The sequence below is a fragment of the Planococcus sp. TJ-307 genome, assembly GCF_058268435.1.
The window spans coordinates 1-24633 of the sequence record NZ_JBZDOJ010000001.1 but is presented as its reverse complement, the minus strand read 5'-3'; the positions used below and the strand labels follow the sequence as shown (position 1 = coordinate 24633).

At 43.6% G+C, this 24633-nt stretch carries 24 protein-coding genes and 1 rRNA gene; 8 read left to right on the top strand and 17 right to left on the bottom strand.

Translation table 11 applies throughout. The features are described from left to right. Positions 1-13: 13 nt before the first annotated feature. Positions 14-301 (bottom strand): 30S ribosomal protein S6, encoded by a 288-nt coding sequence (gene rpsF, locus AC4EHK_RS00125; RefSeq protein ID WP_106533339.1) that lies wholly within the window; start codon positions 299-301, stop codon positions 14-16. 177 nt (positions 302-478) lie between these two features. Here rpsF and AC4EHK_RS00120 point away from each other — a divergent pair, with 177 nt between their 5' ends. After that, complete coding sequence (locus AC4EHK_RS00120) at positions 479-1036, top strand: DUF3267 domain-containing protein (protein WP_490976773.1); 558 nt, start codon at positions 479-481, stop codon at positions 1034-1036. A 15-nt stretch (positions 1037-1051) separates the two neighbouring features. Here AC4EHK_RS00120 and AC4EHK_RS00115 read toward each other — a convergent pair whose 3' ends face one another. The 16 genes from AC4EHK_RS00115 to rpmH form a co-directional block, all read right to left on the bottom strand. Continuing rightward, positions 1052-1432: a gamma-glutamylcyclotransferase family protein gene (locus AC4EHK_RS00115; RefSeq protein WP_490976772.1), complete on the bottom strand. Its 381-nt coding sequence runs from the start codon at positions 1430-1432 to the stop codon at positions 1052-1054. Positions 1433-1532: 100 nt separating this feature from the next. Next, positions 1533-1685: a hypothetical protein gene (locus AC4EHK_RS00110; RefSeq protein ID WP_490976771.1), complete on the bottom strand. Its 153-nt coding sequence runs from the start codon at positions 1683-1685 to the stop codon at positions 1533-1535. 82 nt (positions 1686-1767) lie between these two features. After that, on the bottom strand, positions 1768-2868 hold the full coding sequence (gene ychF, locus AC4EHK_RS00105; RefSeq protein ID WP_490977898.1) for a redox-regulated ATPase YchF: 1101 nt from the start codon (positions 2866-2868) through the stop codon (positions 1768-1770). 88 nt (positions 2869-2956) lie between these two features. Beyond that, positions 2957-3157, bottom strand: coding sequence for a DUF951 domain-containing protein (locus AC4EHK_RS00100; protein WP_490976770.1), 201 nt, complete (start codon positions 3155-3157; stop codon positions 2957-2959). A 17-nt stretch (positions 3158-3174) separates the two neighbouring features. Next, entirely contained in the window at positions 3175-4065 is an 891-nt protein-coding gene (locus AC4EHK_RS00095) for a mechanosensitive ion channel family protein (RefSeq protein ID WP_490976769.1), read from the bottom strand. A 10-nt stretch (positions 4066-4075) separates the two neighbouring features. Beyond that, the gene (locus AC4EHK_RS00090; RefSeq protein ID WP_490976768.1) at positions 4076-4789 is read right to left on the bottom strand and encodes a DUF554 domain-containing protein; all 714 of its coding nucleotides are present in this window, start codon (positions 4787-4789) and stop codon (positions 4076-4078) included. Positions 4790-4931: 142 nt separating this feature from the next. Beyond that, positions 4932-5765 carry a ParB/RepB/Spo0J family partition protein gene (locus AC4EHK_RS00085; protein ID WP_490976767.1) on the bottom strand — a complete coding sequence of 278 codons (834 nt, stop codon included), beginning with the start codon at positions 5763-5765 and terminating at the stop codon, positions 4932-4934. Further along, positions 5758-6519 (bottom strand): ParA family protein, encoded by a 762-nt coding sequence (locus AC4EHK_RS00080; protein ID WP_142830346.1) that lies wholly within the window; start codon positions 6517-6519, stop codon positions 5758-5760. The genes AC4EHK_RS00085 and AC4EHK_RS00080 overlap by 8 nt, the downstream gene beginning before the upstream one ends. A 156-nt stretch (positions 6520-6675) precedes the next feature. Beyond that, positions 6676-7542 carry a nucleoid occlusion protein gene (gene noc / locus AC4EHK_RS00075; RefSeq protein ID WP_490976766.1) on the bottom strand — a complete coding sequence of 289 codons (867 nt, stop codon included), beginning with the start codon at positions 7540-7542 and terminating at the stop codon, positions 6676-6678. A gap of 88 nt (positions 7543-7630) precedes the next feature. Beyond that, positions 7631-8344 (bottom strand): 16S rRNA (guanine(527)-N(7))-methyltransferase RsmG, encoded by a 714-nt coding sequence (rsmG, locus tag AC4EHK_RS00070; RefSeq protein ID WP_490976765.1) that lies wholly within the window; start codon positions 8342-8344, stop codon positions 7631-7633. A gap of 96 nt (positions 8345-8440) precedes the next feature. Continuing rightward, on the bottom strand, positions 8441-10330 hold the full coding sequence (gene mnmG, locus AC4EHK_RS00065; RefSeq protein WP_490976764.1) for a tRNA uridine-5-carboxymethylaminomethyl(34) synthesis enzyme MnmG: 1890 nt from the start codon (positions 10328-10330) through the stop codon (positions 8441-8443). A gap of 22 nt (positions 10331-10352) precedes the next feature. Further along, a complete protein-coding gene (mnmE, locus tag AC4EHK_RS00060) occupies positions 10353-11738 on the bottom strand; it encodes a tRNA uridine-5-carboxymethylaminomethyl(34) synthesis GTPase MnmE (protein ID WP_490976763.1) in 1386 nt (461 codons plus the stop codon). A 267-nt stretch (positions 11739-12005) separates the two neighbouring features. Beyond that, on the bottom strand, positions 12006-12755 hold the full coding sequence (gene jag / locus AC4EHK_RS00055; RefSeq protein ID WP_490976762.1) for an RNA-binding cell elongation regulator Jag/EloR: 750 nt from the start codon (positions 12753-12755) through the stop codon (positions 12006-12008). Then, on the bottom strand, positions 12752-13537 hold the full coding sequence (gene yidC / locus AC4EHK_RS00050; protein WP_490976761.1) for a membrane protein insertase YidC: 786 nt from the start codon (positions 13535-13537) through the stop codon (positions 12752-12754). The genes jag and yidC overlap by 4 nt, the downstream gene beginning before the upstream one ends. A gap of 60 nt (positions 13538-13597) precedes the next feature. Next, positions 13598-13939 (bottom strand): ribonuclease P protein component, encoded by a 342-nt coding sequence (rnpA, locus tag AC4EHK_RS00045; protein WP_490976760.1) that lies wholly within the window; start codon positions 13937-13939, stop codon positions 13598-13600. Positions 13940-14019: 80 nt separating this feature from the next. Next, positions 14020-14157 (bottom strand): 50S ribosomal protein L34, encoded by a 138-nt coding sequence (rpmH, locus tag AC4EHK_RS00040; protein ID WP_006830546.1) that lies wholly within the window; start codon positions 14155-14157, stop codon positions 14020-14022. 490 nt (positions 14158-14647) lie between these two features. Here rpmH and dnaA point away from each other — a divergent pair, with 490 nt between their 5' ends. From dnaA to AC4EHK_RS00005, 7 genes are all read left to right on the top strand, one after another. Next, positions 14648-15991: a chromosomal replication initiator protein DnaA gene (gene dnaA / locus AC4EHK_RS00035; protein ID WP_142830332.1), complete on the top strand. Its 1344-nt coding sequence runs from the start codon at positions 14648-14650 to the stop codon at positions 15989-15991. A 173-nt stretch (positions 15992-16164) separates the two neighbouring features. Continuing rightward, positions 16165-17301 carry a DNA polymerase III subunit beta gene (gene dnaN, locus AC4EHK_RS00030; protein ID WP_490976759.1) on the top strand — a complete coding sequence of 379 codons (1137 nt, stop codon included), beginning with the start codon at positions 16165-16167 and terminating at the stop codon, positions 17299-17301. A gap of 106 nt (positions 17302-17407) precedes the next feature. Continuing rightward, entirely contained in the window at positions 17408-17647 is a 240-nt protein-coding gene (gene yaaA / locus AC4EHK_RS00025; RefSeq protein ID WP_490976758.1) for a S4 domain-containing protein YaaA, read from the top strand. Next, complete coding sequence (recF, locus tag AC4EHK_RS00020) at positions 17637-18749, top strand: DNA replication/repair protein RecF (protein WP_490976757.1); 1113 nt, start codon at positions 17637-17639, stop codon at positions 18747-18749. Before yaaA ends, recF begins: the two co-directional genes overlap by 11 nt. Before the next feature lie 183 nt (positions 18750-18932). Continuing rightward, positions 18933-20861 (top strand): DNA topoisomerase (ATP-hydrolyzing) subunit B, encoded by a 1929-nt coding sequence (gyrB, locus tag AC4EHK_RS00015; RefSeq protein WP_490976756.1) that lies wholly within the window; start codon positions 18933-18935, stop codon positions 20859-20861. A gap of 30 nt (positions 20862-20891) precedes the next feature. Then, positions 20892-23474 (top strand): DNA gyrase subunit A, encoded by a 2583-nt coding sequence (gene gyrA, locus AC4EHK_RS00010; protein WP_490976755.1) that lies wholly within the window; start codon positions 20892-20894, stop codon positions 23472-23474. An 850-nt stretch (positions 23475-24324) separates the two neighbouring features. After that, a 16S ribosomal RNA gene (locus AC4EHK_RS00005) occupies positions 24325-24633 on the top strand; the annotation flags it as partial.

Below are 24633 nucleotides of genomic sequence, written 5' to 3'. Positions count from 1 at the left end.
GCCAGTATCCTGTTTACGCGTCTTTGCGTACAGCGATATGACGAATAATGTCTTCGTTAATGTTCGCAAGACGTGTGTATTCGTTGATAGCTTCAGAACCAGCGTTTACTTTTACGATTTGGTAGAAACCTTCACGTAAATCGTTGATTTCATAAGCTAAACGACGTTTACCCCACTCTTTCGACTCGATGATCTCAGCACCGTTAGAAGTAAGGATGTCGTTGAAACGCTCAACTAGAGCTTTCTTCGCTTCCTCTTCAATTGCAGGCTGAATGATATACATTAATTCATATTCTCTCATCGTGTTGTCACCTCCTCATGGACTTGGGCCCTGCTGTATCCAGCGGGCAAGGAGCAAGCAATTCATAAATATTACTCACATCACTGTATTGTATCACATCTCATATAGGCTCGCAAGCATGATTTTGCAGGAGAAATCCTCTATACTTTTTGTACAGACACAGAAGGACGTGAAGCTATGACCCCTTCCCACATCATTGAGTTAAAAATGGATGAAATAGCTCCCAAAGCCCTTTGGTTCAACCTGTTTTTGCTGGTCGCATTTGCAACGGCCTACCATTTTTTAAACGAGCCTTTAGCATTCCATTTTTCTTTGAGTGGAATCCTCTTCTTTGCAGTGGGCTACGCAGTGCTGATTGTGGTTCATGAAGTTTTCCATTTGATTGGCTTTGTCCTTTTTGGAAAAGTCCCGGTTTCTTCATTGAATTACGGCTTCAACCTGAAAATGGGCATCGCTTATGCCACCACCACACACCCCGTCCAAAATCGCGCCATGCGCAAAGTGATGCTGCTGCCATTTTGGACCACTGCCTTCATCCCGACAGTTTTGGGATTTTGGTTTGACAGCCAAGTATTGGTGCTGCTGGGTGCCATGCTGACTGCGGGAGCGTTTGGAGATTTTATCATGTACCGAGAATTGCGCAAAGAAAAAAACGCGGCCTGGATCATTGATGACCCTGCACTGCCGCGCCTTCATGTTTACGATCACTATCCTGAATCCGAAAGCGCCGACTAGCAGCGGCGCTTTTTTCTATCGTACAAATTGTTCGACTTCCCACGTTCCTGTTGGAATATGCTGTTTCAGCAGTTTTTTATCTTTTGCAACATACACAACTGTTTCCAGAGATTTGCCGCCTGCTTCTACCTCAATGGTCGTTTTTTCATATAAATCCGTATCAGGGTTACCAGCGTAATCTTCCAAGTAATCCAATGCCGGCCACAACACATCCGGAATTTCATAGACTTCCCCTTCAACCTGCCCGCTGCCCGTTAATGCCATGGCCGGATAGCCCATTCCAGTATCGTATAGGCTTCCTTTTGCCGTCGCTTGTTCTTCCACTAATTCCGCTTCTTCCAAATAACAATGATACTTCCCGCCGCGTTTCAGCGTTCCGTATGCAAATAACAACATTTCCTATTCCTCCATGCAAAAACCGGATGCAGCACTGCACCCGGTTTTTTTTAGTTTTTGGTACTTCGTGTTCCAGCTGTCGTTTCCGCTTTTAGTATATCTAGCTGCGGCGCCTAGTCCCTCGAGTCGCTTCGACCCTGCCTGCAATGGCAAAATACGCCATTACCTGCAAGGTCTCCAGCGCTTGTCGGGACTGGACAGGCGCCTCCGCTTTTAGTTCTATCCAGCTGCGGCGTCCAGATTCTCGGGTCATAAGTCACCCCAGCGACGTGGCAAAGAACGCCACTCTGCTGGTCCGCCTTATGCCTGTCGAACCTTGACGGCCATCCTCGCTTTTAGACATTAAATCTAAATAACATAACGTCGCCGTCTTTGACGATGTATTCTTTGCCTTCTTGACGCACTTTTCCGGCTTCTTTCGCTGATGCCATTGATCCGGCTTCAACTAGTTCTTCGTAAGCAACCGTTTCGGCACGGATAAATCCGCGTTCGAAGTCAGAGTGGATAACGCCGGCACATTGTGGTGCTTTCATGCCTTTTTTGAATGTCCATGCACGTACTTCTTGAACGCCGGCCGTAAAGTAAGTGGCTAATCCAAGAAGGCTGTATGAAGCTTTAACCAATTGATCCAACCCAGATTCTTTAATGCCCAGCTCTTCAAGGAACATTTCTTTTTCCTCGTCTTCCAGTTCAGCCATTTCTTCTTCGATTTTCGCGCAAATTACGATAACATCGGCATTGTCTTTGGCTGCGAATTCGCGAACCTTTTGAACGTATTCGTTGTTATCGGCATCTGCGATCTCATCTTCTGAAACGTTTGCTACATAAAGCATTGGTTTAAGTGTCAATAAGTTGAATCCTTTGGCAATCTGCAGCTCATCTTCTGTGAATTCGATCGAACGCGCCAAATCGCCGTTTTCAAAAGCTTCACGTAGTTTCATCAAGACAGGTTCTTCTGCAACTGCATCTTTGTCTCTTTGTTTGATCAATTTTGCAGCACGCACAATACGCTTTTCGATGCTTTCCATATCCGCCAACACCAATTCCAGGTTAATGACTTCAATATCGGAAATCGGGTCTACTTTACCAGTTACATGCGTGATATTGTCGTCTGCAAAGCAGCGAACCACTTGGCAAATTGCATCAACTTCGCGAATGTGAGACAAGAACTTGTTGCCCAGGCCTTCGCCTTTGCTGGCGCCCTCAACAATTCCTGCAATATCAGTAAACTCGAAAGCTGTTGGTACAGTTTTTTTCGGATCCACTAATTCTGTCAATTTGTTCAGACGCTCATCTGGAACTTCAACAATCCCGACGTTTGGATCTATTGTACAGAACGGGTAGTTTGCCGCCTCGGCTCCCGCTTTCGTAATTGCATTAAATAATGTGGATTTCCCCACGTTTGGTAATCCTACAATCCCTGCAGTTAATGCCATAGGATTCACAACCTTTCCTCTATATCAAACGAATTATTTTTTACACAACCATTTCATTATAAGAACGAAACTTGAAATTGTCCATTTTTCATTCCGCTTCGGCTTTAACCAAAACTTTTTTCATCTTTTTGTTGAATTCCACACGAGGCAGCATAACGCTGTGCTGGCAGCCCTCACATTTAATGCGGACGTCAGCTCCCATACGGATAATTTTCCAGGCATTGGCTCCACACGGGTGGCCTTTTTTCATTTCAACTACATCGTTCAGTCCAAACTCTTTCATCTCCATGAGTTTGCCTCCCTCTTTTAAACTTTCACATCTTTTGCGGTTGCAGCTTCTTCCGGAGAACGCTGCATCATTACCATACGCGGGTAAGGAATTTCAACACCGCGCTGATCCAGGAAATCCTTCAAATCACGGCGCATCCCTCGGGCCACAGCAAAATGCTGCATTGGCAAAGTTTCTGCGGTGATACGCATGACAATTTCAGTTGTCGTTAAGTTTTGGACACCCAATAGTTCCGCCGGTTTAATGATTTGTTCATAGCGGTCTTGCAAGCTGTCCAAAAACTCCATAATTAAACTCTCAACGCGTGTAATATCCGATTCATACGAAATATTGACGTCGACCACTGCAATGGAATTATGGATGGAAAAGTTTACAACATCCGTAATCGTGCCATTCGGAAAAATAAACAATTCACCGGTCCACGCTTTTACTTTTGTCGTCCGCAATCCAATCTCTTCCACAGTTCCTTCAGCCGCGCCGATGCGAACATAATCCCCTACCGAAAACTGATCTTCAAAAATAATAAAGAAACCGGTGATAACATCCCGCACCAAGTTTTGAGCACCAAAACCGATTGCCAGACCCAACACCCCTGCACCGGCAATCAAACCGGTAATATCAATGGTAAACGTCGACAGAATCGAAACACCTGCTATGAAATAAACTACATAGGCCACGACATTCGATAATAGTTTCGATAAGGTTTGCTGCCGCCGTTCGTTATACAGCATCGGGCCTTTAATTCGGACCGAAAAAGTCTTGCGGATCAATACACGCAGCACTTTCACTAAAATCACCGCTGCTACCGTTATCAAAATCACTTTCAGAAAAATAACGACTAAGCCTATCCACATTGCTTCATCTGAAAGAACACCCATTACTTGCTCTGTTATTTTTTCAACATTCACTCTTTCACCTTCACATCAAATTAAATTTATAAATAACCGTAACCACGATTCCAACTACCAATATTCCCGGCAACAAGTTTGCTACTCTAATTTTTGTAACCCCCATCATATTCAAACCAATGGCTGCGATCATAACTCCACCCGTTGCACTCATTTCCATGATGAACATGTCAAGTGCATCCGCAGGGATGGCCAAACTAATTTGAGTTGCAAACAAAGCAATCAAACCTTGGTACACAAATACCGGAATAGCGGCGAGCAAAACGCCAAAGCCGAGCGTAGAGGCCAGAACGATGGACGTAAAACCATCAATAATCCCTTTCGAAATCAAGACTCCATGTTCATTGCTCAAGCCGCTTTCCATTGCTCCAATGATTCCCATCGCACCTATGACAAAAATCAATGTTGCGGTAACAAAACCTTGGGCGATGCTGCCTTTGCTTTCCTTTGCTCCCAGCATGCGTTCAATCCAATGGCCAAATGCATTTAGTTTACCATCTATGTTTGACCATTCCCCAAGAACGGCCCCCAGCACTAAGCTAATGATGACAATAACGAAATTTTGGCTCTCAAATCCCATTTGCAGTCCAAGGACAACTACGGCCAGCCCAATAACGTACATGACCGTTTCTTTCATTTTTTCAGGAATATTGCGTAGAGCCCTTCCTAAAATGGTTCCCACAACAATTAAAAGCGCATTGATCAACGTCCCAAACAGAACCACTGCTTCTCCCCCTTACAAGGTTCTTTTTATCAACTTATTCTCTTCTCCCTCTTTTTAAAAGAATAAGTCCCTGCACTTTAGTTATTGCACATACTCTTTTTCAAAAACAGAACCTATTCCCCTTTTGGGAAATAGGCACTCTTTAGCTTAACAATTCTAAAATACGTTCCAAATCATCTTCTGAGAAAAACTCGATTTCAATTTTGCCTTTGTTCTTATTTTTCTTAATTTGGACATTTGTGCCGAAACGATCTCTAAGTTCAGATTGTTTTTCTTCTATAAAAATATCTTTCTTTTTCTCAACTGTTTCACGTGGAACATCTTCGTTTAAACGTTGGACTAAATTCTCAAGTTGTCGAACATTCAAGTTTTCTTTGACTACCTTTTCTGCTGTTTCAGGAATCAGTTTTTTGCTTCTTAATCCCAATAACGTACGTCCATGTCCCATTGACAACTCTTTATCAGAGATAAGTTTGCGGACATTTTGAGGCAAAGCCAAAAGACGGACATGGTTGGCAATATGAGGACGACTCTTGCCTAAGCGGAAAGCAAGCTGTTCTTGGGTTAAGTTTAAAGCTTCCATCAATTTCTGGTAGGCTTCTGCTTCTTCAATCGGTGTTAGATCTTCCCGTTGAAGGTTTTCTAATATAGCAAGTTCCATCATTTGTTGATCGGTCAACTCTTTAATAATGGCTGGAACTTCTTTTAATTTAATCAATTTGGCTGCGCGGAATCGGCGTTCTCCTACAACCAGCTCAAATTTATCACCAGCTTTTCTCACAACAATCGGCTGTAAAATTCCATGTTCTTTAATGGATTCCGCCAATTCTTCTAATGCAGCCTGATCGAAAATTTTTCTTGGTTGGTAAGGATTCGTCCGGATTTCACCGACACTGATTTGGTTCACTTTGTCTGCTTCATTGATTGTCTCACCTGGAAACAATGCATTAATGCCTTTTCCCAATCCTTTAGCCATTATGAATCACTTCCTTCGCCAATTCTAAATACACTTCTGCGCCTCTGGATTTTGGATCATAAATAATAATTGGCTCTCCGTGGCTCGGTGCTTCACTCAATCTTACGTTTCTTGGAATGATTGTTTTGTAGACTTTGTCCTGGAAATATTTTTTTACTTCTTCGATTACTTGAATTCCCAAGTTTGTCCGCGCATCCAGCATTGTTAATAGGACACCATCAATCATTAAATCATGATTTAAATGCTTTTGCACTAAGCGAATAGTACTTAATAATTGGCTTAGTCCTTCTAACGCATAGTACTCGCATTGCACAGGAATAATAATCGCATCAGACGCTGTTAAGGAATTTAATGTCAGCAATCCTAATGAAGGCGGGCAGTCAATGATTATGTAATCGTACATATCTTTGACTTCTTCCAAGGCATTTTTCAGGCGTGCTTCTCTTGAAATGGTCGACACCAACTCAATTTCAGCACCTGCAAGAGAAATTGTGGCAGGAACCACATGCAAATTTTCTACTTTTGTTTCCATAATTGTGCTTTTTACATCGACATCGTCAATTAACACTTCGTAAATGCACTGATTGACATCCCCTTTGTTTACCCCTACTCCGCTAGTGGCATTTCCTTGAGGATCTATATCTATTAATAGAACTTTTTTGCCTAAATAAGCAAGGCAGGCACTTAAGTTCACTGAAGACGTTGTTTTTCCTACGCCGCCCTTTTGATTGGCGATCGCAATAGTTCTACCCACACTTGCACCAACTTTCTTTAATCTTCTCTTCATTTTACTGCGGAACCAGTATTTTAGCCATTCTGTTAGGCTCCCATTTCTTTATTGTATCAAAATTTTTCAACAATACGATGACAAAGCCATTAAAAAAGCTCTTTCCATACTGGAAAGAGCACTTTATAATTTCTTTTTTGGAATTTTCACTGTGATTTGATAATATTCTTCATGTTCTTCTTCCTCTGTGGTCAAATCGATGCCACTTTGGGAAACCATATCCAAAGACTGTTTAATGGTGTTCATTGCAATTCGTACGTCTCGACTAACTGCTTTTCTGCGAGATTTCGGCTTTTTGGGATCGTCCGAAAGCAGTTTCGTCACTTTCGCTTCCAACTGTTTTACATTCAAGCTTTCTTCGATTGTTTCATCGAATAGCTTTTTCTGTGCTTCGGCATCCTTGACTTGCAACAGCGCTCTTGCATGCCGCTCCGTCAATAACCGATTGAGCAAAGCCGTTTGAATTTCTTCGGGCAATTTCAAAAGCCGTAGCTTATTGGCCACCGTTGACTGTCCTTTGCCAAGGCGCTGCGCCAGTGCCTCCTGCGTAATTTCTTGAATCTCCAGCAGATTTTGATAGGCATGAGCTTCTTCAATTGATGTCAACTCTTCCCGTTGCAGGTTTTCTATTAACGCAATGGAAGCAGTTTCTTTATCACTGAGATTGCGAAGGATTGCCGGGACTTCCTTCCAATCCAAGGACTTCATGGCACGGAAACGCCGTTCTCCAGCAATGATTTCGTATTCCCCTTCAGTATCAGATTTCCGAACGACAATCGGCTGGATGACGCCGTGAACATGAATCGTTCGTGCCAGTTCTTCAATCTTCTCTTGATCAAATACGGTTCTTGGCTGAAACTTATTGGCGTGTATTTTATCGAGTGGCAATTTTAATACTTCTTCTGAAGACTTAGGTTCTGTCGCTTCTTTCTTCGCTGTCTCATTTGCTTTATCGCCGCCTCCGAAGAAACGGGAAAAAGGACTTTTCATCCTCAAGCACCACCTTTTACTTGCTCACTTTACTGCTGAATCTAGATCACCGATATTCCTTAAAGAGTAAATTGTTTCACGTGAAACATTAAGAAATGGGAGATTTATTAGGAACGCCCGCTTTTCGTGGGTATTTTCTTGGCGTTTCTTTGAACTTCTTGAAAACCTGGATATAGCGTTCACTTTCTTCTATCGGCAAAAGGAATGAATGTACAGCTTCCAATTTCACCCCAAGTTTCTGCAATGCTTTTTCCGCGTCGCCCAATTCGTCTGCAGCAGATGCAGCTTTCATGGCCGCAAATACTCCACCCTTTTTAACAAGTGGGACACATAATTCTGCCAAAACTGACAATCGAGCTACAGCACGCGCTGTTACCAAATCATAGCTTTCACGGTGCAGTGACTGTCCAAAATCTTCTGCTCTTGAATGGACGAATTGCATCTTATTAAGTTCAAGCTTACTGCTCAAATGCTCCAGAAACTGAATGCGCTTGTTCAATGAATCGACAATCGTCACTTCAATATGAGGAAAACAAATTTTTAGTGGAATGCTGGGGAATCCGGCTCCCGCTCCGACATCGCAAAGTTTCATCGACTTTGTGAAATCCAAATAGAATGCGGCACTGATCGAATCATAAAAGTGTTTTAAGTAAACGGCTAGTTGCTCTGTTATTGCTGTCAGGTTCATTTTTTCGTTCCATTCGACCAATTCCTTGTAGTAAATTCGAAATTGCTCTAGCTGCTGCTCGGTCAAAAGGATTCCCTTTTCACTGAGGGCCTCTTTAAACTGTTGTTCATTCAAGCTGGCTTCCTCCCTCTTTTTCACGGGCGTTCTATGTAAAAGAAAATGGACTGGTATGCGCCAGCCCATTTTGTTGTCTAGCTTATGCCTTTAAGATCAAACTGAGATTTTCGCAATCTTTCCTTGTTCAATATACACCAATAAGATGGATATGTCAGCCGGATTTACGCCGGAGATGCGGGAAGCCTGTGCAATCGACAGCGGACGAACCTCTGTCAGCTTGCCGCGTGCTTCGGTCGCAATTCCCGAAATTGCATGATAATCAATATTTTCTGGAATTTTCTTGTTTTCCATCTTCTTGAGTTTATCAACTTGCTGCAATGATTTTTCGATATAGCCTTCGTATTTAATATGAATTTCGACTTGTTCTTTGACTTCATCTTCAAGCTCTACGGTTGAGGCAGTCAGCTGTGAAATCATGTCGTATGTCATTTCTGGACGTTTCAACAAATCCGCTCCGCGAATGCCATCTTTCAATTCACTGCCTCCAGCGTCCCGGATCACTTGCTGGGTGATTTCATTCGGCTTGATCATAATACCTCTCAAGCGTTTGATTTCTTCTTCGATGCGCTCTTTTTTCGCCAGGAACTTCACGTAGCGTTCTTCTTTGACCATGCCGATTGCATAAGCCAGTTCAGTCAACCGTATGTCTGCGTTATCGTGGCGCAGTAATAACCGGTATTCTGCACGGGAAGTCAGCAAACGGTAAGGTTCATTGGTTCCTTTTGTTACTAAATCATCGATCAAAACACCGATATAAGCATCCGAACGGCTCAAAATAACTTCTTCTTTGCCGAGCACTTTAGCTGCTGCATTGATCCCAGCCATCAGTCCTTGGCCAGCTGCTTCTTCGTAGCCGGAAGTTCCGTTGATTTGCCCTGCTGTATAAAGATTTTCAATCCGTTTTGACTCCAATGTCGGCCATAATTGCGTTGGTACGATGGAATCATATTCGATCGCGTAGCCAGCACGCATCATTTCAGCCTTCTCAAGCCCCGGAATCGATTCTAAGAGCTTCCGCTGAACATGTTCAGGCAAACTGGTTGAAAGGCCTTGTACGTAAACCTCACGCGTATTACGGCCTTCAGGCTCCAAGAAAATCTGATGGCGCGGTTTATCGTTGAAACGGACGACTTTATCTTCAATCGAAGGACAATAGCGCGGTCCAGTTCCTTTAATCATTCCCGAATACATTGGCGACAGGTGAAGATTGTCGTCAATGACTTGATGCGTCTGTTCGTTTGTATAAGTCAACCAGCATGGCAGCTGATCGGTGATGTATTCAGTGGTTTCGTAGCTGAAGGCACGCGGCACATCATCGCCAGGCTGAATTTCGGTTTTGCTGTAGTCAATGCTGTTGCTGTTGACACGTGGAGGCGTTCCCGTTTTAAAACGAACCGTTTCAAAGCCGAGCTTCTCCAGATTTTCTGCCAATTTAATGGAAGGCTGCTGATTGTTTGGTCCGCTTGAATAACGCAGATCCCCGATGATGATTTCGCCGCGCAGGAATGTTCCGGTCGTAATAACGACGGAATTAGCACGGTAAATGCCCCCTACTTGCGTGATCAATCCTTGGATTTTGCCATCTTCGACAACTAATTCTTCAGCGATGCCCTGGTGCAACGTTAAATTTGGTTCTTCTTCCATCAGGCGTTTCATTTCCTGCTGGTAAAGCACTTTGTCGGCTTGTGCACGCAGCGCGCGGACAGCCGGTCCTTTTGCTGTATTCAACATTCTCATTTGAATGTGTGTTTTATCGATAACGCGTCCCATGGCTCCGCCAAGTGCGTCAATTTCACGTACAACAATGCCTTTTGCGGGCCCACCAATGGATGGGTTGCATGGCATAAATGCGATCATATCCAGATTCATCGTCAAAACAAGCGTTTTAGCGCCCATTCGTGCTGAGGCAAGAGCAGCTTCTGCTCCTGCATGTCCAGCTCCTACTACGATGACATCGAACGTGCCTGCTTCGTATTGTGGCATGTTCGTTCATTCCCTTCGAGTTTTATTTCCCTAGACAGAACTGAGAGAATAACTGGTTCAGGAGGCCGTCATCTGCGGTGTCTCCAATAATTTCCCCAAGAATTTCCCATGTTCGTGTGACATCAATTTGAATCATATCTACAGGAACTTCCATTTCAGCCGCATTTATGGCATCTGAGATGGTTTGGTGAGCCTGATGCAGCAATGCAATGTGGCGCACATTGGACACATAGGTCATGTCCCCTGCTTCGATTTCCCCTTGGAAGAACAAAGCAGCGATGGCTTCTTCAAGCTGATCGATGCCTTCTTCTTCGATTAGGGAAGTTGTCACCAGTAATTTTTCACCGGCCAGTTTCTGCACCTGTTCCAGATCGATTTTTTGCGGCAAATCGGTTTTATTGATAACGACAATATAGTCCATATCTTTTACCGTTTCAAACAGCAGCTCGTCTTCAGGAGTCAATGATTCTGCATAATTTAATACGTAAAGAATCAAATCGGCTTCTTTCAACACTTTACGTGACCGTTCAACGCCAATCCGTTCGACAATGTCTTCGGTTTCCCGAATTCCTGCCGTATCGACCAAGCGCAGCGGCACACCGCGGACATTTACGTATTCTTCTATTATATCACGGGTTGTTCCCGCTATTTCTGTGACAATGGCTTTATTTTCCTGAACCAAACTGTTTAATAGAGAAGATTTCCCAACATTGGGACGCCCCAAAATGACGGTTGAAAGTCCTTCTCGCAAAATTTTCCCTTGCGAGGATGTCTTCAGCAATTTATCAATTTCCGAACGGACCCATTTTGATTTTTCCAGCATAATTGGACGCGTCATTTCTTCTACATCGTCATATTCCGGGTAATCAATATTCACTTCCATTTGGGCAATCGATTCCAACAGGGCCTGACGCAGCGTCCCAATCAGTTTCGACAGTTTCCCTTCCATCTGGTTGAGTGCAACATCCATGGCACGGTCCGTCTTCGCACGAATCAGGTCCATAACGGCTTCTGCCTGGGACAAATCAATGCGGCCATTCAAAAATGCCCGTTTTGTGAACTCGCCTGGCTCCGCAAGCCTGGCTCCTGCACGCAATGCTAGCTCGAGCACTCGATTGACCGATACAATTCCGCCGTGGCAGTTGATTTCAATAACATCTTCACGTGTGAACGTTTTGGGCGCTTTCATCAGCGACACCATAACTTCTTCCACTACTTCCGCTGTTGCCGGATCTTCAAGATGACCGTAATGGATGGTATGGGTAGGTTGAGCAGCCAATGCTTTCTTACTGGCAGCCCGAAACAGCTTATCTGCAATAGCAACAGCTTCCGGACCGCTCAGACGAACAATCGCGATTGCTCCCTCTCCGCTCGGTGTTGATATGGCAGCAATTGTATCGAATTCCATGATGGTTCCCCCTTTTGAGAAAAGCAGCAGCGCCAGCTGTGGATAAAAAACAAAGCAGCGCAACAACCCGAATGCCAAAATATATGTTCATAACTTTAATTTACACTCTAAAAAAGTTGTCCACATGTGGACAACCAGTAAATGCACATGGCTTTCTAACATACTACAATAGCATAAAGTACTCGAAATCAAAAGACACAGTGCTTTGTTTTGATAAATTTCATTAATTCGACATAAAAAAAGCCCGCCATGTCGGCGGACTTCATCTTATTTATGTGGTTCAATGACGAGATAACGGTTGGGGTCTTTCCCTTCCGAATGCGTATCAATGTCTAAACGTCTTGATAATGCTTGGTGAATGACTTTTCGCTCGTATGATGGCATCGGTTCAAACTGAACCCGTCCACCGGTCCGAATGGCTTTGTCGGCCATTCGATCCGCCAATTGCTCCAGCGTCTCCTGGCGGCGTTCACGGTAATTCTCAGCGTCCAGTTGAACCATCATGAATTGGTTGGAGTATTTGTTGGCAACAAGCTGTGCCAGCTGCTGAAGAGAGTTCAAAGTTTGTCCTCGTTTGCCGATCAGCATGGCGACTTTGTCACTTTCCAAATAAAAACTAACTTTTTTGCCTCGATGCTCATGAGTAATCGATAAATCATCGATTTTCATCCCTTTAGCAATCGATTGGATGTAGTTTTTTGTTTCTTGAATCGCCTGTTCATTCGAGATTGCAGGAATTTCTTCCGCTTGTTCCTCTTTTGCAGGCGAAACCTCAAGTATTTCGTCGATTTCAACCGCTTTTTCTGCTGCAGCATTCGATTTTTCTTTTTCAGGAAGCGGGTTTTTTTCAATAACAGTAACTTCAACTTCTGCTTTTTTGGCGCCGAAACCGAAGAACCCCTTTTTTTCTTCCTGAATAACTTCTATGCTTACTTCTTCACGTGTAACTTGGAGTTTTTCTAATGCTTCAGATATCGCGTTTTCAACAGTTGGACCCGTTTGCGTAATCTGTTTCACTTTTTAACCCCTCCTGCTTTCGTTTTAACAGGTTGCTGCTGAGGTACTTCTTTTTTCTCCCATGGACGGTAGATGAACAAGTTTTGGATAAGCGAAATGATATTCCCGATAACCCAATAAAGTGTTAGTGCGGATGGCAAGACAATACCAAATCCGATAATCATTACCGGCATGAAATACATCATGATTTTCATTTGCGGATTGTCCATTGTTGGACCCGTCCGCAAAACGATAAACTGCATCAATCCAGCAATAATAGCTAAAATAATGCTTGGTTCTGCCAGCGGGAAAATCAGAAATGAGCCCAAATCGATTTCAGGTGTGCTGTTCATGCGGCTGATTGCATGATAGAAACCGATCAGAACCGGCATTTGAATCAATACAGGCAAACAACCCGCCATTGGATTCACGCCTTTTTCTTGGAACAGCGCCATCATTTCTTTTTGGTACTTCTGCTGCGTAACGGCATCTTTTGACTTGTACTTTTCTTTCAACTTCACAAGCTCAGGCTGTACTTCCTGCATACGTTTTGAACTTTTCGTTTGTTTGATCATCAATGGCAGCATTACCAACCGGATGATGACCGTAACTGCGATAATTCCGAAACCGTAAGTTCCCAGCAAATCTTTGAAGAATACAATGGCTGATACCAATGGCCAAACGATAAATTCATTCCAAAACCCTTCACTCTGGTCACTGATCGGCTGATCAAACTCGGTACAGCCAGAAAGCAGCAACGTTACTGCAATCAGTGAAATAAGCAAAACTAATTTCTTATTCACCCTTCTTCCCCCAAACTAATTTCAATTACTTCTATAATAACATCTATTCTGTGTTGTCTTCTACTTCCTGGGCAATGCGCGTGCGATCTTCAATACATGTTCAAGACTTTTCTTGCTTTCGTGAAAATCCAATGTGGCCGCCTGTGGTCGGGCGATAATAATGTAGTCTGCATTCGGCAATAAGTCATCTTTCAATTCCAAGAAAGTTTGCCGGATATAGCGTTTAATGCGGTTGCGGGCGACTGCGTTCCCTACTTTTTTGCTGACGGACAATCCTAAGCGAAATTCGGTTTGTTCATCCTTTAATACGTAAACAATGAACTGCCGATTCGCAAAAGATTTTCCTCTTTTAAATATTTGCTGAAATTCTTTGTTCTTCTTGATCCGTTGGTGCTTGTTCATTCTTTCACCTGCTTATTTTAATGCTTTTCCGACAAAAACGTGCAGAAAAGAAAAAAAGACCACTGATGCGGTCAGTGGACTTAAGCTGATAATACTTTTCTTCCTTTACGACGGCGTGCAGCTATTACTCTGCGTCCGTTTTTTGTGCTCATACGTGCTCTGAAGCCGTGTACTTTGCTGTGTTTGCGTGTATTTGGTTGGTATGTGCGCAATGTCATATGTGACACCTCCTATAATAAGAGTTAACTATTTTTACTAAAGACAGTCTCGACTATTATAAAGGCGTACGGGTATAAATGTCAACGTCTTATTGTAAAAGCCTTCTGAATCTCCCTCCTCCTTCCCTTTTAAGTTATACACAGATCATTCCTTTCTCTCTTGATGGCCTGTGCACTATTTTTTCTCAAAAATATTTATCCACATGCCTTATCTACAGTTTTTTAACATACAAACCCCTTGTGGATAGTTCTGGTGTGAGCAAAAAAAGATGTGTGGATAACTTAAAGAACTTCTTGTGTTGTCTCATCTTTTTTGGTAACATTAACTTGTTTTCACTTGTTAATAGTTTTCACCCTAAATAAGTTATCCACAAATTGTGGGTAAGGTGTGGATAGTTATTCACCACCTTGTTTGCAAATGTTATCCACAAGCTGTGATTTTGTGTATGATATACTTTAAAATATAGTTACATATAAAGGAGAAGAGCTATTGGAACACTTAGACGAACTTTGGTCGAGTGTCTTAGCCCAAGTTGAAACTAAAATCTCCAAACCAAGTTTTGAAACGTGGTTAAAATCGACAAAACTTTTATCCTACCAGGATGATACAGTCACTATTTCAGCACCGAATTCGTTTGCACGTGATTGGTTGGAAAACCACTACGTACACTTGATTACTGGAATTTTATCGGATTCCACCGGTGATGATATGATGATCAAATTTGTTGTGCCCAAAGATCAGGATATGGATGATTTTCAACTCCCTGCACCTCGAGTTAAACCGGGACAAGACCAGCAGCAAGAGTTTTTGCCTGGCATGCTGAATCCGAAATATACTTTCGATACGTTTGTAATTGGTTCAGGCAACCGCTTTGCCCATGCCGCATCTTTGGCCGTGGCCGAAGCACCGGCAAAAGCTTATAACCCGCTGTTTATCTATGGGGGAGTTGGACTTGGCAAGACGCATTTAATGCACGCAATTGGACATTATGTCCTGGAACACAATCCGAATGCTAAAGTGGTTTACTTGTCTTCGGAAAAGTTTACAAACGAATTCATCAATTCCATTCGTGACAACAAAACAGGCGAATTCCGCGACAAATACAGGGGTGTCGACATTCTTCTTATTGACGATATTCAGTTTTTAGCGGGCAAAGAGCAGACACAGGAAGAATTTTTCCATACATTCAACACCTTGCACGAAGAATCCAAACAGATCATTATTTCCAGTGATCGGCCTCCAAAAGAGATCCCGACACTGGAAGACCGACTTCGCTCCCGCTTTGAATGGGGCTTGATCACGGACATTACACCGCCTGACTTGGAAACACGAATTGCAATTTTGCGCAAAAAAGCAAAAGCAGATGGATTGGATATTCCAAACGACGTCATGACGTACATCGCCAATTCCATCGACTCGAATATTCGCGAACTTGAAGGGGCCTTAATCCGCGTTGTGGCTTATTCCTCTTTGATCAACCGCGACATGAGTGCTGAACTGGCTGCAGAAGCTTTAAAAGATATTATGCCGAACTCAAAACCGAAAGTTATTACCATTTTGGACATCCAAAACGCAGTCGGTGAGCAGTTTAACGTCAAATTAGAAGATTTTAAAACAAAACGCCGCACAAAAGATATTGCCTACCCACGCCAGGTCGCTATGTACCTGTCCCGTGAAATGACGGATTTCTCTTTGCCTAAAATTGGCGAGGAATTTGGCGGACGCGATCACACAACGGTTATTCACGCACATGACAAAATTTCTAAAATGCTGAAAGACAATCAGCAGCTTCAGCAAGACGTCAAGGACATCAAAAGTGCGCTTGGCAAGTAAAAAGAGTTGTGGATAACCCAATAAATTAGCAAGCAGTTTATGCACAGGCTGTCTACATGTGGATAAGCTGCTTTTATTGGCTCTAAGTGGCTTATCCACATATTCACAGCCCCTACTACTACTATTACTTTAAAAGCCCTTAAATAAAATATATATATAAGCGAGGTTCGAGAATGAAATTCGAGATAAAACGTGAGCGATTAGTTGAAGGATTAAACGATGTAATGAAAGCAGTAAGTTCAAAAACCACAATTCCGATCTTAACGGGAATTAAAATGGATGTTTCTTCAGATGGAATGAGATTGACGGGCAGTGATTCTGATATCACGATCCAAACATTTATCCCAGCAGAAGAAGGTGGAGAACAAATCATCCAAGTAACAGATGGAGGAAGCATTGTTCTTCAAGCTAAGGTATTCGGCGAAATCATTCGTAAGCTGCCGACAAATGAAGTAGAAATCGAAATTACAGGGAATTTCCAAACGCATATCCGTTCAGGAAAATCCGAATTCCACCTAATTGGCTTGGATGCAATGGATTATCCACAATTGCCGGATATTCAAGATGACCGCCTGTTTACGATTCCGGCAGATCTGCTAAAAACCATTAACCGTGAAACAGTCTTTGCGGTATCAAGTTCTGAAACGCGTCCTGTCTTAACAGGCGTCCATTGGGAAGTAAAAGATGGAGAACTTGTTTGTGTAGCAACTGACAGCCACCGACTGGCTCGCCGTAAAACGAAATTGGAAACTTTGCCAGAAGGGGAATACAGCGTTGTAATTCCTGGGAAAAGTTTGACTGAGTTGAATAAAATTTTGGATGACACTTCTGAAGCTGTTGAAATCGTTATGACCAATCAGCAAGTTTTATTCAAATCTAAGCACATTCTTTTCTTTTCCCGTCTATTAGAAGGGAACTATCCGGATACAACTCGTTTAATCCCGGCAGAATATAAAACTACCGTAACTGTAAACGGCCGTTCGCTCCTGCAGGCAATTGACCGGGCGTCATTGCTCGCAAGGGAAGAACGCAATAACGTTGTTCGTTTTTCAGCAAGCGCTGGAAACGAAGTAGAAGTTTCTTCTAACTCACCTGAAGTAGGGAAAGTAGAAGAGCAGCTGCAGGCTCACAGCATTGAAGGAGAAGAACTGAAAATCTCTTTTAGCGCTAAATTTATGATGGATGCATTAAAAGCAATCGATGGACAAGATGTGGTCATTCAGTTTACTGGAGCGATGCGTCCGTTCATTTTGAAATCAGCGTTGGACGACTCGATTTTGCAACTGATTCTTCCCGTCCGAACATATTAAATTTAAAACAGACCCCCAGGATAGCCATCTAGGCTATCCTTTTTACTTTTTAGCTAAAATAGGGTAAAATAGAGGGATAGACTATGAATCGAAGGATGAGTGCATTTTGAGAGAAATCGGGATTGAGACTGAATATATAACACTTGGGCAATTGTTAAAAATGACGGATACAATAAGTTCAGGCGGAATGGCCAAATGGTTTTTAGGCGAACACGAAGTTTTTGTAAATGGTGAAGCTGAAAACCGCAGAGGGCGCAAGCTGCGTCCAAATGATCTGGTGAATATTCCAGAGTTTGGAGATTTTCGCATTGTGACCGCTGAAGGCATGAGCTTCGATGCGGATTGACCGCCTTGAGCTTGTCAATTATCGAAACTATGAATCGTTAGAGCTGGAATTTTCTCCAGAGATCAACGTCTTTATAGGAGAAAATGCACAAGGCAAAACCAATATCATGGAATCCTTGTATGTTTTATCCATGGCTAAATCCCACCGTACATCCAATGATAAAGAATTGGTCCGCTGGGAGGCCGAATATGGTAAAATTAAAGCTGATGTTTTCCGTAAATACGGCAAACTTCCCCTTGAAATCACCTTGTCAAAAAAAGGGAAAAAAGCAAAAGTCAATCATCTCGAACAGCGCAGGCTGAGCGATTATGTTGGCCAATTAAACGTTGTCATGTTTGCACCTGAAGATCTGCATTTGGTCAAAGGAAGCCCGCAAGTACGGAGACGTTTTATTGATATGGAGATTGGCCAGATTTCTCCAGTGTATTTGCATGATTTGGTTACTTATCAAAAACTGCTTAAACAAAGAAACCACATATTGAAGCAACATTATGGGAAACAAACAATCAATGACGTCATGTTTGACGTCTATACAGAACAATTTATCGAATCGGCTGTCAAAATCATCCGCAAACGGTATCAGTTTATGGAACTTTTGCAGAAATGGGCCGAACCGATCCATCACGGCATTTCCCGAGGGCTGGAACAACTTCAAATCCGCTATCAACCGATCAGTGGTTTAAAGCCCGAATGGACGCCTGCAGAAATGGCGTCTTTTTTAGAGCAAAAACTGGCAGAAGTCCGGAAACGGGAAATCGAACGAGGAGTGACGCTCGTAGGTCCTCACCGGGACGAACTCCAATTTTTTGTTAATGGGTACGATGTCCAGACTTATGGTTCGCAAGGACAGCAGCGGACCACGGCTTTATCCTTAAAATTAGCTGAAATCGAGTTAATCAAGCAGGAAGTCGGAGAAGCGCCAGTACTGTTGCTTGATGATGTGCTTTCTGAATTAGATGACTACAGACAATCCCATTTACTGAATACGATTAAAGGGTCTGTCCAAACCTTTGTCACAACGACAAGTGTCGAAGGCATCCAGCACGAAACAATCCAAAGTGCCCGTCTTTTTGAAGTTACCAACGGCACAGTCAAGGTGTGACTGTGCGTTAATCTGTTGATTAGCGCAGTATGTCTTTCGAATAGTTAGAACGTTTGCCGTCATCCCATACAAAAATAAGATGCCGGCTGCTTTTGTGCGGCCGATTGTAAGTAAAGATTGCACTTATAAAATTTTATCGGACACGAGTGATTAGAAATGCGTAAGAAAGAGCAGGTGAGTGGAATGGCTATGGAAGAAAAAGGTTTACAAGAGTCCTATGAAGCGAGTCAAATACAAGTATTAGAAGGATTGGAAGCTGTTCGAAAAAGACCCGGAATGTATATTGGTTCGACGGGTTCGAGAGGGCTTCACCATTTAGTATGGGAAATTGTCGACAATAGCATAGATGAAGCTTTGGCCGGTCACTGTACCGAAATCAAAGTTGCGATTGAACCTGACAACTGGATCCGCGTGGAAGATAACGGCCGTGGAATTCCCGTGGGCATGCAGGAAAAAATGGGACGCCCGGCAGTTGAAGTTATCATGACTGTACTGCACGCCGGCGGTAAGTTTGGTGGCGGCGGCTATAAAGTATCCGGTGGCCTTCACGGTGTAGGTGCTTCAGTAGTAAATGCCTTGTCTGAGACAACGGAAGTTTACGTTAACCGTGATGAAAAAAGACATTATATTAAATTTGAACGCGGTGCAGTCACCGAAGACTTGCATGTCATCGGAGACTCCGATCATACAGGCACAACGATCCGTTTCAAAGCGGATGCGGAAATTTTCAAAGAAACCACAGTTTATGAATTTGATATTTTAGATCATCGCCTGCGCGAACTTGCTTATTTGAACCGTGGCTTAAAAATCGTCGTAAAAGATGAGCGCGAAGGAGAAGAAAAAGAAAAAGTCTATCATTTTGAAGGCGGCATCAAGTCCTACGTGGAGCATTTAAACAAAACAAAAGATCCGCTGCACGAAGAAGCCATTTTCGTCGAAGCTGAAAGGGAAGGCATTACCGTGGAAGTTGCGATGCAATACAATGCCGGCTATGCAGCCAATATTTTTTCTTTTGCCAATAATATCAATACCCACGAAGGCGGAACGCATGAATCCGGCTTTAAAACCGCTTTGACACGTGTAGTCAATGACTATGGCCGCAAAAATGGCATGTTGAAAGAGCAGGACCTCAATTTGACGGGCGACGATGTGCGCGAAGGATTAACTGCAATTATTTCGATTAAGCATCCGGATCCACAATTTGAAGGTCAGACAAAAACAAAATTAGGCAATACGGAAGTCAGCACCATCGTCAATAATTTATTCTCTGGCGGATTTGAACGATTCTTATTGGAGAATCCATCCGTTTCGCGAAAAATCATTGAAAAAGGAATTATGGCTTCACACGCACGGATGGCTGCTAAAAAAGCCCGTGAATTTACACGCCGCAAATCGGTACTGGAAGTTTCAAGTCTTCCAGGTAAACTGGCCGACTGTTCATCACGCGATCCTAAAATCAGTGAAATTTACATCGTTGAGGGTGACTCAGCGGGAGGCTCAGCCAAATCTGGCCGTGACCGTCATTTCCAGGCCATTTTGCCGCTTCGAGGAAAAATCCTGAACGTAGAAAAAGCCCGCCTTGACCGTATTCTCACCAATGCTGAAATTCGCAACATCATTACGGCGCTGGGCACAGGAATCGGTGAAGAATTCAATTTGGCAAAAGCACGCTACCACAAAGTCGTTATCATGACTGATGCGGATGTCGATGGAGCTCACATCCGTACCTTGCTGCTGACGTTCTTGTTCCGTTATATGCGCCCGTTGCTTGAAGCTGGCTATATTTATATTGCCCAGCCGCCATTGTTCCAGATCAAACAAGGCAAGCACGTGGATTACGTGTATACAGATCAGCAATTAAAAGATGCACTTGAAAAATTGTCTCCAACACCAAAGCCGAATATTCAGCGGTATAAAGGGTTGGGAGAAATGAACGCAACACAGCTATGGGACACGACAATGGATCCGGATGTCCGGACTTTGCTGCAAGTCACGTTAAACGATGCAATGGTAGCGGACGAAACCTTCCACATCTTAATGGGAGACGACGTTGAACCACGCCGTAACTTTATCGAAGAAAATGCGAAATACGTTAAAAACCTGGACGTTTAAGTGATGTAGAGTTGAGAGGAGGCTGCGGGTATGGCTGAACGGCCTAGCAGTGGTGTTGAAGAAATAAACATAAGTACGGAAATGCGAACTTCTTTTTTGGATTATGCAATGAGCGTAATCGTATCCCGTGCCTTGCCGGATGTGCGTGACGGGTTAAAACCGGTTCACCGCCGCATTCTTTATGCAATGTACGATTTGGGGATTACCTCAGACAAAGCTTATAAAAAATCAGCGCGTATTGTGGGAGACGTTATTGGTAAATACCATCCTCACGGTGACACAGCTGTTTATGAAACCATGGTCCGCATGGCACAAGATTTCAGTTACCGCTATATGCTGGTGGACGGACACGGAAATTTCGGGTCTGTTGATGGAGATTCAGCTGCAGCGATGCGTTACACGGAGTCGAAAATGTCGAAGATTTCCATGGAATTGCTGCGCGACTTAAATAAAAACACAATTGACTATAGAGATAACTATGATGGCCAGGAAAAAGAGCCGATTGTTTTGCCGAGCCGTTTCCCGAACTTGCTAGTAAACGGAACTTCCGGTATAGCAGTTGGGATGGCGACCAATATTCCACCGCATCATTTGGGTGAAACCATTGATGCAGTGTTGGCATTGGCTGATAACCCAGCCATCACGACTGAAGAATTGATGGAATTTATTCCAGGCCCTGATTTCCCGACAGGCGGCATTATTCTTGGCCGCAGCGGCATTCGCCGTGCTTATGAAACGGGTAAAGGTTCCGTCCTCGTGCGGTCAGTTGTCGACATCGAAACAAAAGCCAATGGCAAGGAAGTCATCATCGTCAACGAAATTCCTTACCAGGTAAACAAAGCCCGCTTGATCGAGAAGATTGCTGAATTGGTTCGCGATAAGCGAATTGACGGCATCACCGATCTGCGGGATGAATCTGACCGCAACGGCATGCGCATCGTCATCGAAGTTCGCAGAGATGCCAGCGCAAGTGTCTTATTGAATAATTTATACAAGCAAACCGCTATGCAAACGAGCTTCGGCATCAATATGCTGGCGCTGGTAGACGGCCATCCGAAAGTTCTGGGCTTGAAAGAAATTCTTTTCCATTACCTGGAGCACCAAAAAGTGGTCATTCGCCGCCGTACCCAATTTGAATTGACCAAAGCAGAAGACCGCGCCCACATTCTGGAAGGTCTTCGGATTGCATTGGATCACATCGATGCAATCATTGCCTTGATCCGTGGTTCACAAACGGCCGAGCAGGCACGCAATGGATTGATGACCGATTTCAATTTAACTGAACGCCAATCGCAAGCGATTTTAGACATGCGTTTGCAGCGTTTAACTGGATTGGAACGCGATAAAATCGAGGAAGAGTATTTAGGCCTCGTAAAATTGATTGAAGAACTTCGTGACATTCTAGCGAATGAACACCGCATTCTTGAAATCATCCAGGAAGAGATGCTTGAAATCAAAGAGCGCTTCAGCGATAAACGCAGAACCGAAATTACGACTGGCGGAGCGGAAATGTTCGAAGACGAAGATTTGATTCCAGTGGAAGCTTCAGTATTAACGCTGACGCACAACGGGTATATCAAACGTTTGCCGGCAAACACGTACCGCAGCCAAAAACGCGGCGGGCGCGGAGTGCAGGGAATGGGCACCAACGAAGATGACTTCGTGGAACATTTGCTGTATACGTCGACACACGACACCATTTTGTTCTTTACGAACAAAGGAAAAGTGTACCGCAAAAAAGGCTATCAGATTCCTGAGTACGGCCGTACTGCCAAAGGCTTGCCGCTGGTTAACTTATTGGAAATCAGCAAAGAAGAGAAAGTTACAGCCGTAATACGCGTCAACGAATTTAAAGAAGATGCGTTCTTCTTCTTTACGACACGTGAAGGCATTAGCAAACGGACCCCTGTGACGAATTACGCCAATATTCGCCAAAACGGTTTGATTGCCATCAGCCTTCGCGAAGAAGACGAGCTGATTTCAGTTAAGTTAACAGACGGCAACAAGGAAATGGTTATTGGTACAAAAAATGGCGCCTTGATCCGATTCCCTGAAACCGACATTCGCAGCATGGGCCGAACAGCCAGTGGCGTTCGAGGCATCCGTCTTCGTGAAGGGGATGCAGTAGTCGGCATGGAGATTTTGGATCCGAACGACAACGTACTGGTTATCACGGAAAAAGGATACGGCAAACAGACCAAAGAAGCTGAGTACCGTGTCCAATCCAGAGGCGGCATGGGAATCAAAACGTGTCAGATCACGGATAAAAACGGACCGCTTGTAGCTGTTAGGACTGTTAATGGAACAGAGGACATCATGCTGATCACCGTTAACGGAATATTGATCCGCATGGACGTCAACGATATTTCGACAACAGGCAGAAGCACACAAGGTGTTCGGTTAATTCGTCTCGGTGACGATGAGATTGTCGCGACTGTGGCTAAAGTCAAAAAAGATATTGAGATCCCTGAAGATCTGGAAGAGATTGAAGAGGATGTCGAAAAAACATTGATCGAAGAAAGTGCAGAAGCAGATGTCTATGAAGCAGAAGATGTTGTTGCTGATGAAAAGATTGATGATATAGAAGAAACTCCAGAAGAAGACGAAGAATAAAAATAACTTTGCCCCCCGCTGATGCTATTCAGCGGGTTTTTTATGCTAAAAATTATACAGTGAGTTGTCTGGTTCTCCTATCAATGAAGCGTCTGATAGACAAGGACCTTTAAAGAGCTGCCTCAATCCTCTCTTTATGCAGCCTCCAGATAAAAATTTCCATAGCAGTTGGATATGGCAATCCTTAGCAGCAAAATTTTTTACTAACGAAAAGTATTATTTTATTCTGGAACGAATAGATCTCTAGGATTGTCTTAGTAAATATAGAAGCGCAGATGGTGTGTGAGAATTAAAAGCTATTTTATAGTGTCTGGAACGATAGCACGTGCCAGGGGGCGTTAGACGGTGCAGAAATTTTACTGTCTTAAATTAATGAGCTAACTGTTCTGCTGTTAGTGAAACTGATGCTACTAGAACTTTATTAGTATCCTGAATAGAGGTGTGAGTTATTAATTCAGTTTTTGATATCTTTCACTACCGGCTAAAGCCCATCTTGCTTTTTATTTACAATCCATGTTTTTTGAGAAGGTTCTAGATCTTAAATCTCACTGTGATTCTACTCTAATAAAATAGTGAGATCTTCACTTCAAAAGAAGTTTTCGATAAAACCAAAGTTTTTTGCATAAACTGTTGACTCTCATATGTCAGCATGATATATTAATCAAGTCGCCAATGAGCGCGGCAAACAACTTGAACCTTGAAAACTGAACAGCAAAACGTCAACAAAACGCAACGGCCGCGCAAAACGGCCCGCGCAAAACTACTGATCAGCGTTATGCAGATCACGAGCGAATCGCGCGTCTTCGGACCGCGAAACGCCAGCAAGTATTTGAGCAATCAATACTACTCTATAATGGAGAGTTTGATCCTGGCTCAGGACGAACGCTGGCGGCGTGCCTAATACATGCAAGTCGAGCGGAACCATTGGAGCTTGCTCCTTTGGTTTAGCGGCGGACGGGTGAGTAACACGTGGGCAACCTGCCCTGCAGATCGGGATAACTCCGGGAAACCGGTGCTAATACCGAATAGTTTGTCGCCTCTCCTGAGGCGGCACGGAAAGACGGTTTCGGCTGTCACTGCAGGATGGGCCCGCGGCGCATTAGCTAGTTGGTGGGGTAATGGCCTACCAAGGCGACGATGCGTAGCCGACCTGAGAGGG

What these genes read in the sequence shown, in the direction of transcription:
- rpsF (WP_106533339.1), bottom strand. Translation starts at nt 301, where the DNA reads ATGAGAGAATATGAATTAATGTATATCATTCAGCCTGCAATTGAAGAG.
- noc (WP_490976766.1), bottom strand. Translation starts at nt 7,542, where the DNA reads ATGAAAAGTCCTTTTTCCCGTTTCTTCGGAGGCGGCGATAAAGCAAAT.
- gyrB (WP_490976756.1), top strand. Translation starts at nt 18,933, where the DNA reads ATGGCTATGGAAGAAAAAGGTTTACAAGAGTCCTATGAAGCGAGTCAA.
- rpmH (WP_006830546.1), bottom strand. Translation starts at nt 14,157, where the DNA reads ATGACATTGCGCACATACCAACCAAATACACGCAAACACAGCAAAGTA.
- AC4EHK_RS00100 (WP_490976770.1), bottom strand. Translation starts at nt 3,157, where the DNA reads ATGGAGATGAAAGAGTTTGGACTGAACGATGTAGTTGAAATGAAAAAA.
- mnmG (WP_490976764.1), bottom strand. Translation starts at nt 10,330, where the DNA reads ATGCCACAATACGAAGCAGGCACGTTCGATGTCATCGTAGTAGGAGCT.
- rnpA (WP_490976760.1), bottom strand. Translation starts at nt 13,939, where the DNA reads ATGAACAAGCACCAACGGATCAAGAAGAACAAAGAATTTCAGCAAATA.
- gyrA (WP_490976755.1), top strand. Translation starts at nt 20,892, where the DNA reads ATGGCTGAACGGCCTAGCAGTGGTGTTGAAGAAATAAACATAAGTACG.
- mnmE (WP_490976763.1), bottom strand. Translation starts at nt 11,738, where the DNA reads ATGGAATTCGATACAATTGCTGCCATATCAACACCGAGCGGAGAGGGA.
- AC4EHK_RS00110 (WP_490976771.1), bottom strand. Translation starts at nt 1,685, where the DNA reads ATGACCCGAGAATCTGGACGCCGCAGCTGGATAGAACTAAAAGCGGAG.
- AC4EHK_RS00115 (WP_490976772.1), bottom strand. Translation starts at nt 1,432, where the DNA reads ATGTTGTTATTTGCATACGGAACGCTGAAACGCGGCGGGAAGTATCAT.
- ychF (WP_490977898.1), bottom strand. Translation starts at nt 2,868, where the DNA reads ATGGCATTAACTGCAGGGATTGTAGGATTACCAAACGTGGGGAAATCC.
- dnaN (WP_490976759.1), top strand. Translation starts at nt 16,165, where the DNA reads ATGAAATTCGAGATAAAACGTGAGCGATTAGTTGAAGGATTAAACGAT.
- AC4EHK_RS00120 (WP_490976773.1), top strand. Translation starts at nt 479, where the DNA reads ATGACCCCTTCCCACATCATTGAGTTAAAAATGGATGAAATAGCTCCC.
- recF (WP_490976757.1), top strand. Translation starts at nt 17,637, where the DNA reads ATGCGGATTGACCGCCTTGAGCTTGTCAATTATCGAAACTATGAATCG.
- AC4EHK_RS00085 (WP_490976767.1), bottom strand. Translation starts at nt 5,765, where the DNA reads ATGGCTAAAGGATTGGGAAAAGGCATTAATGCATTGTTTCCAGGTGAG.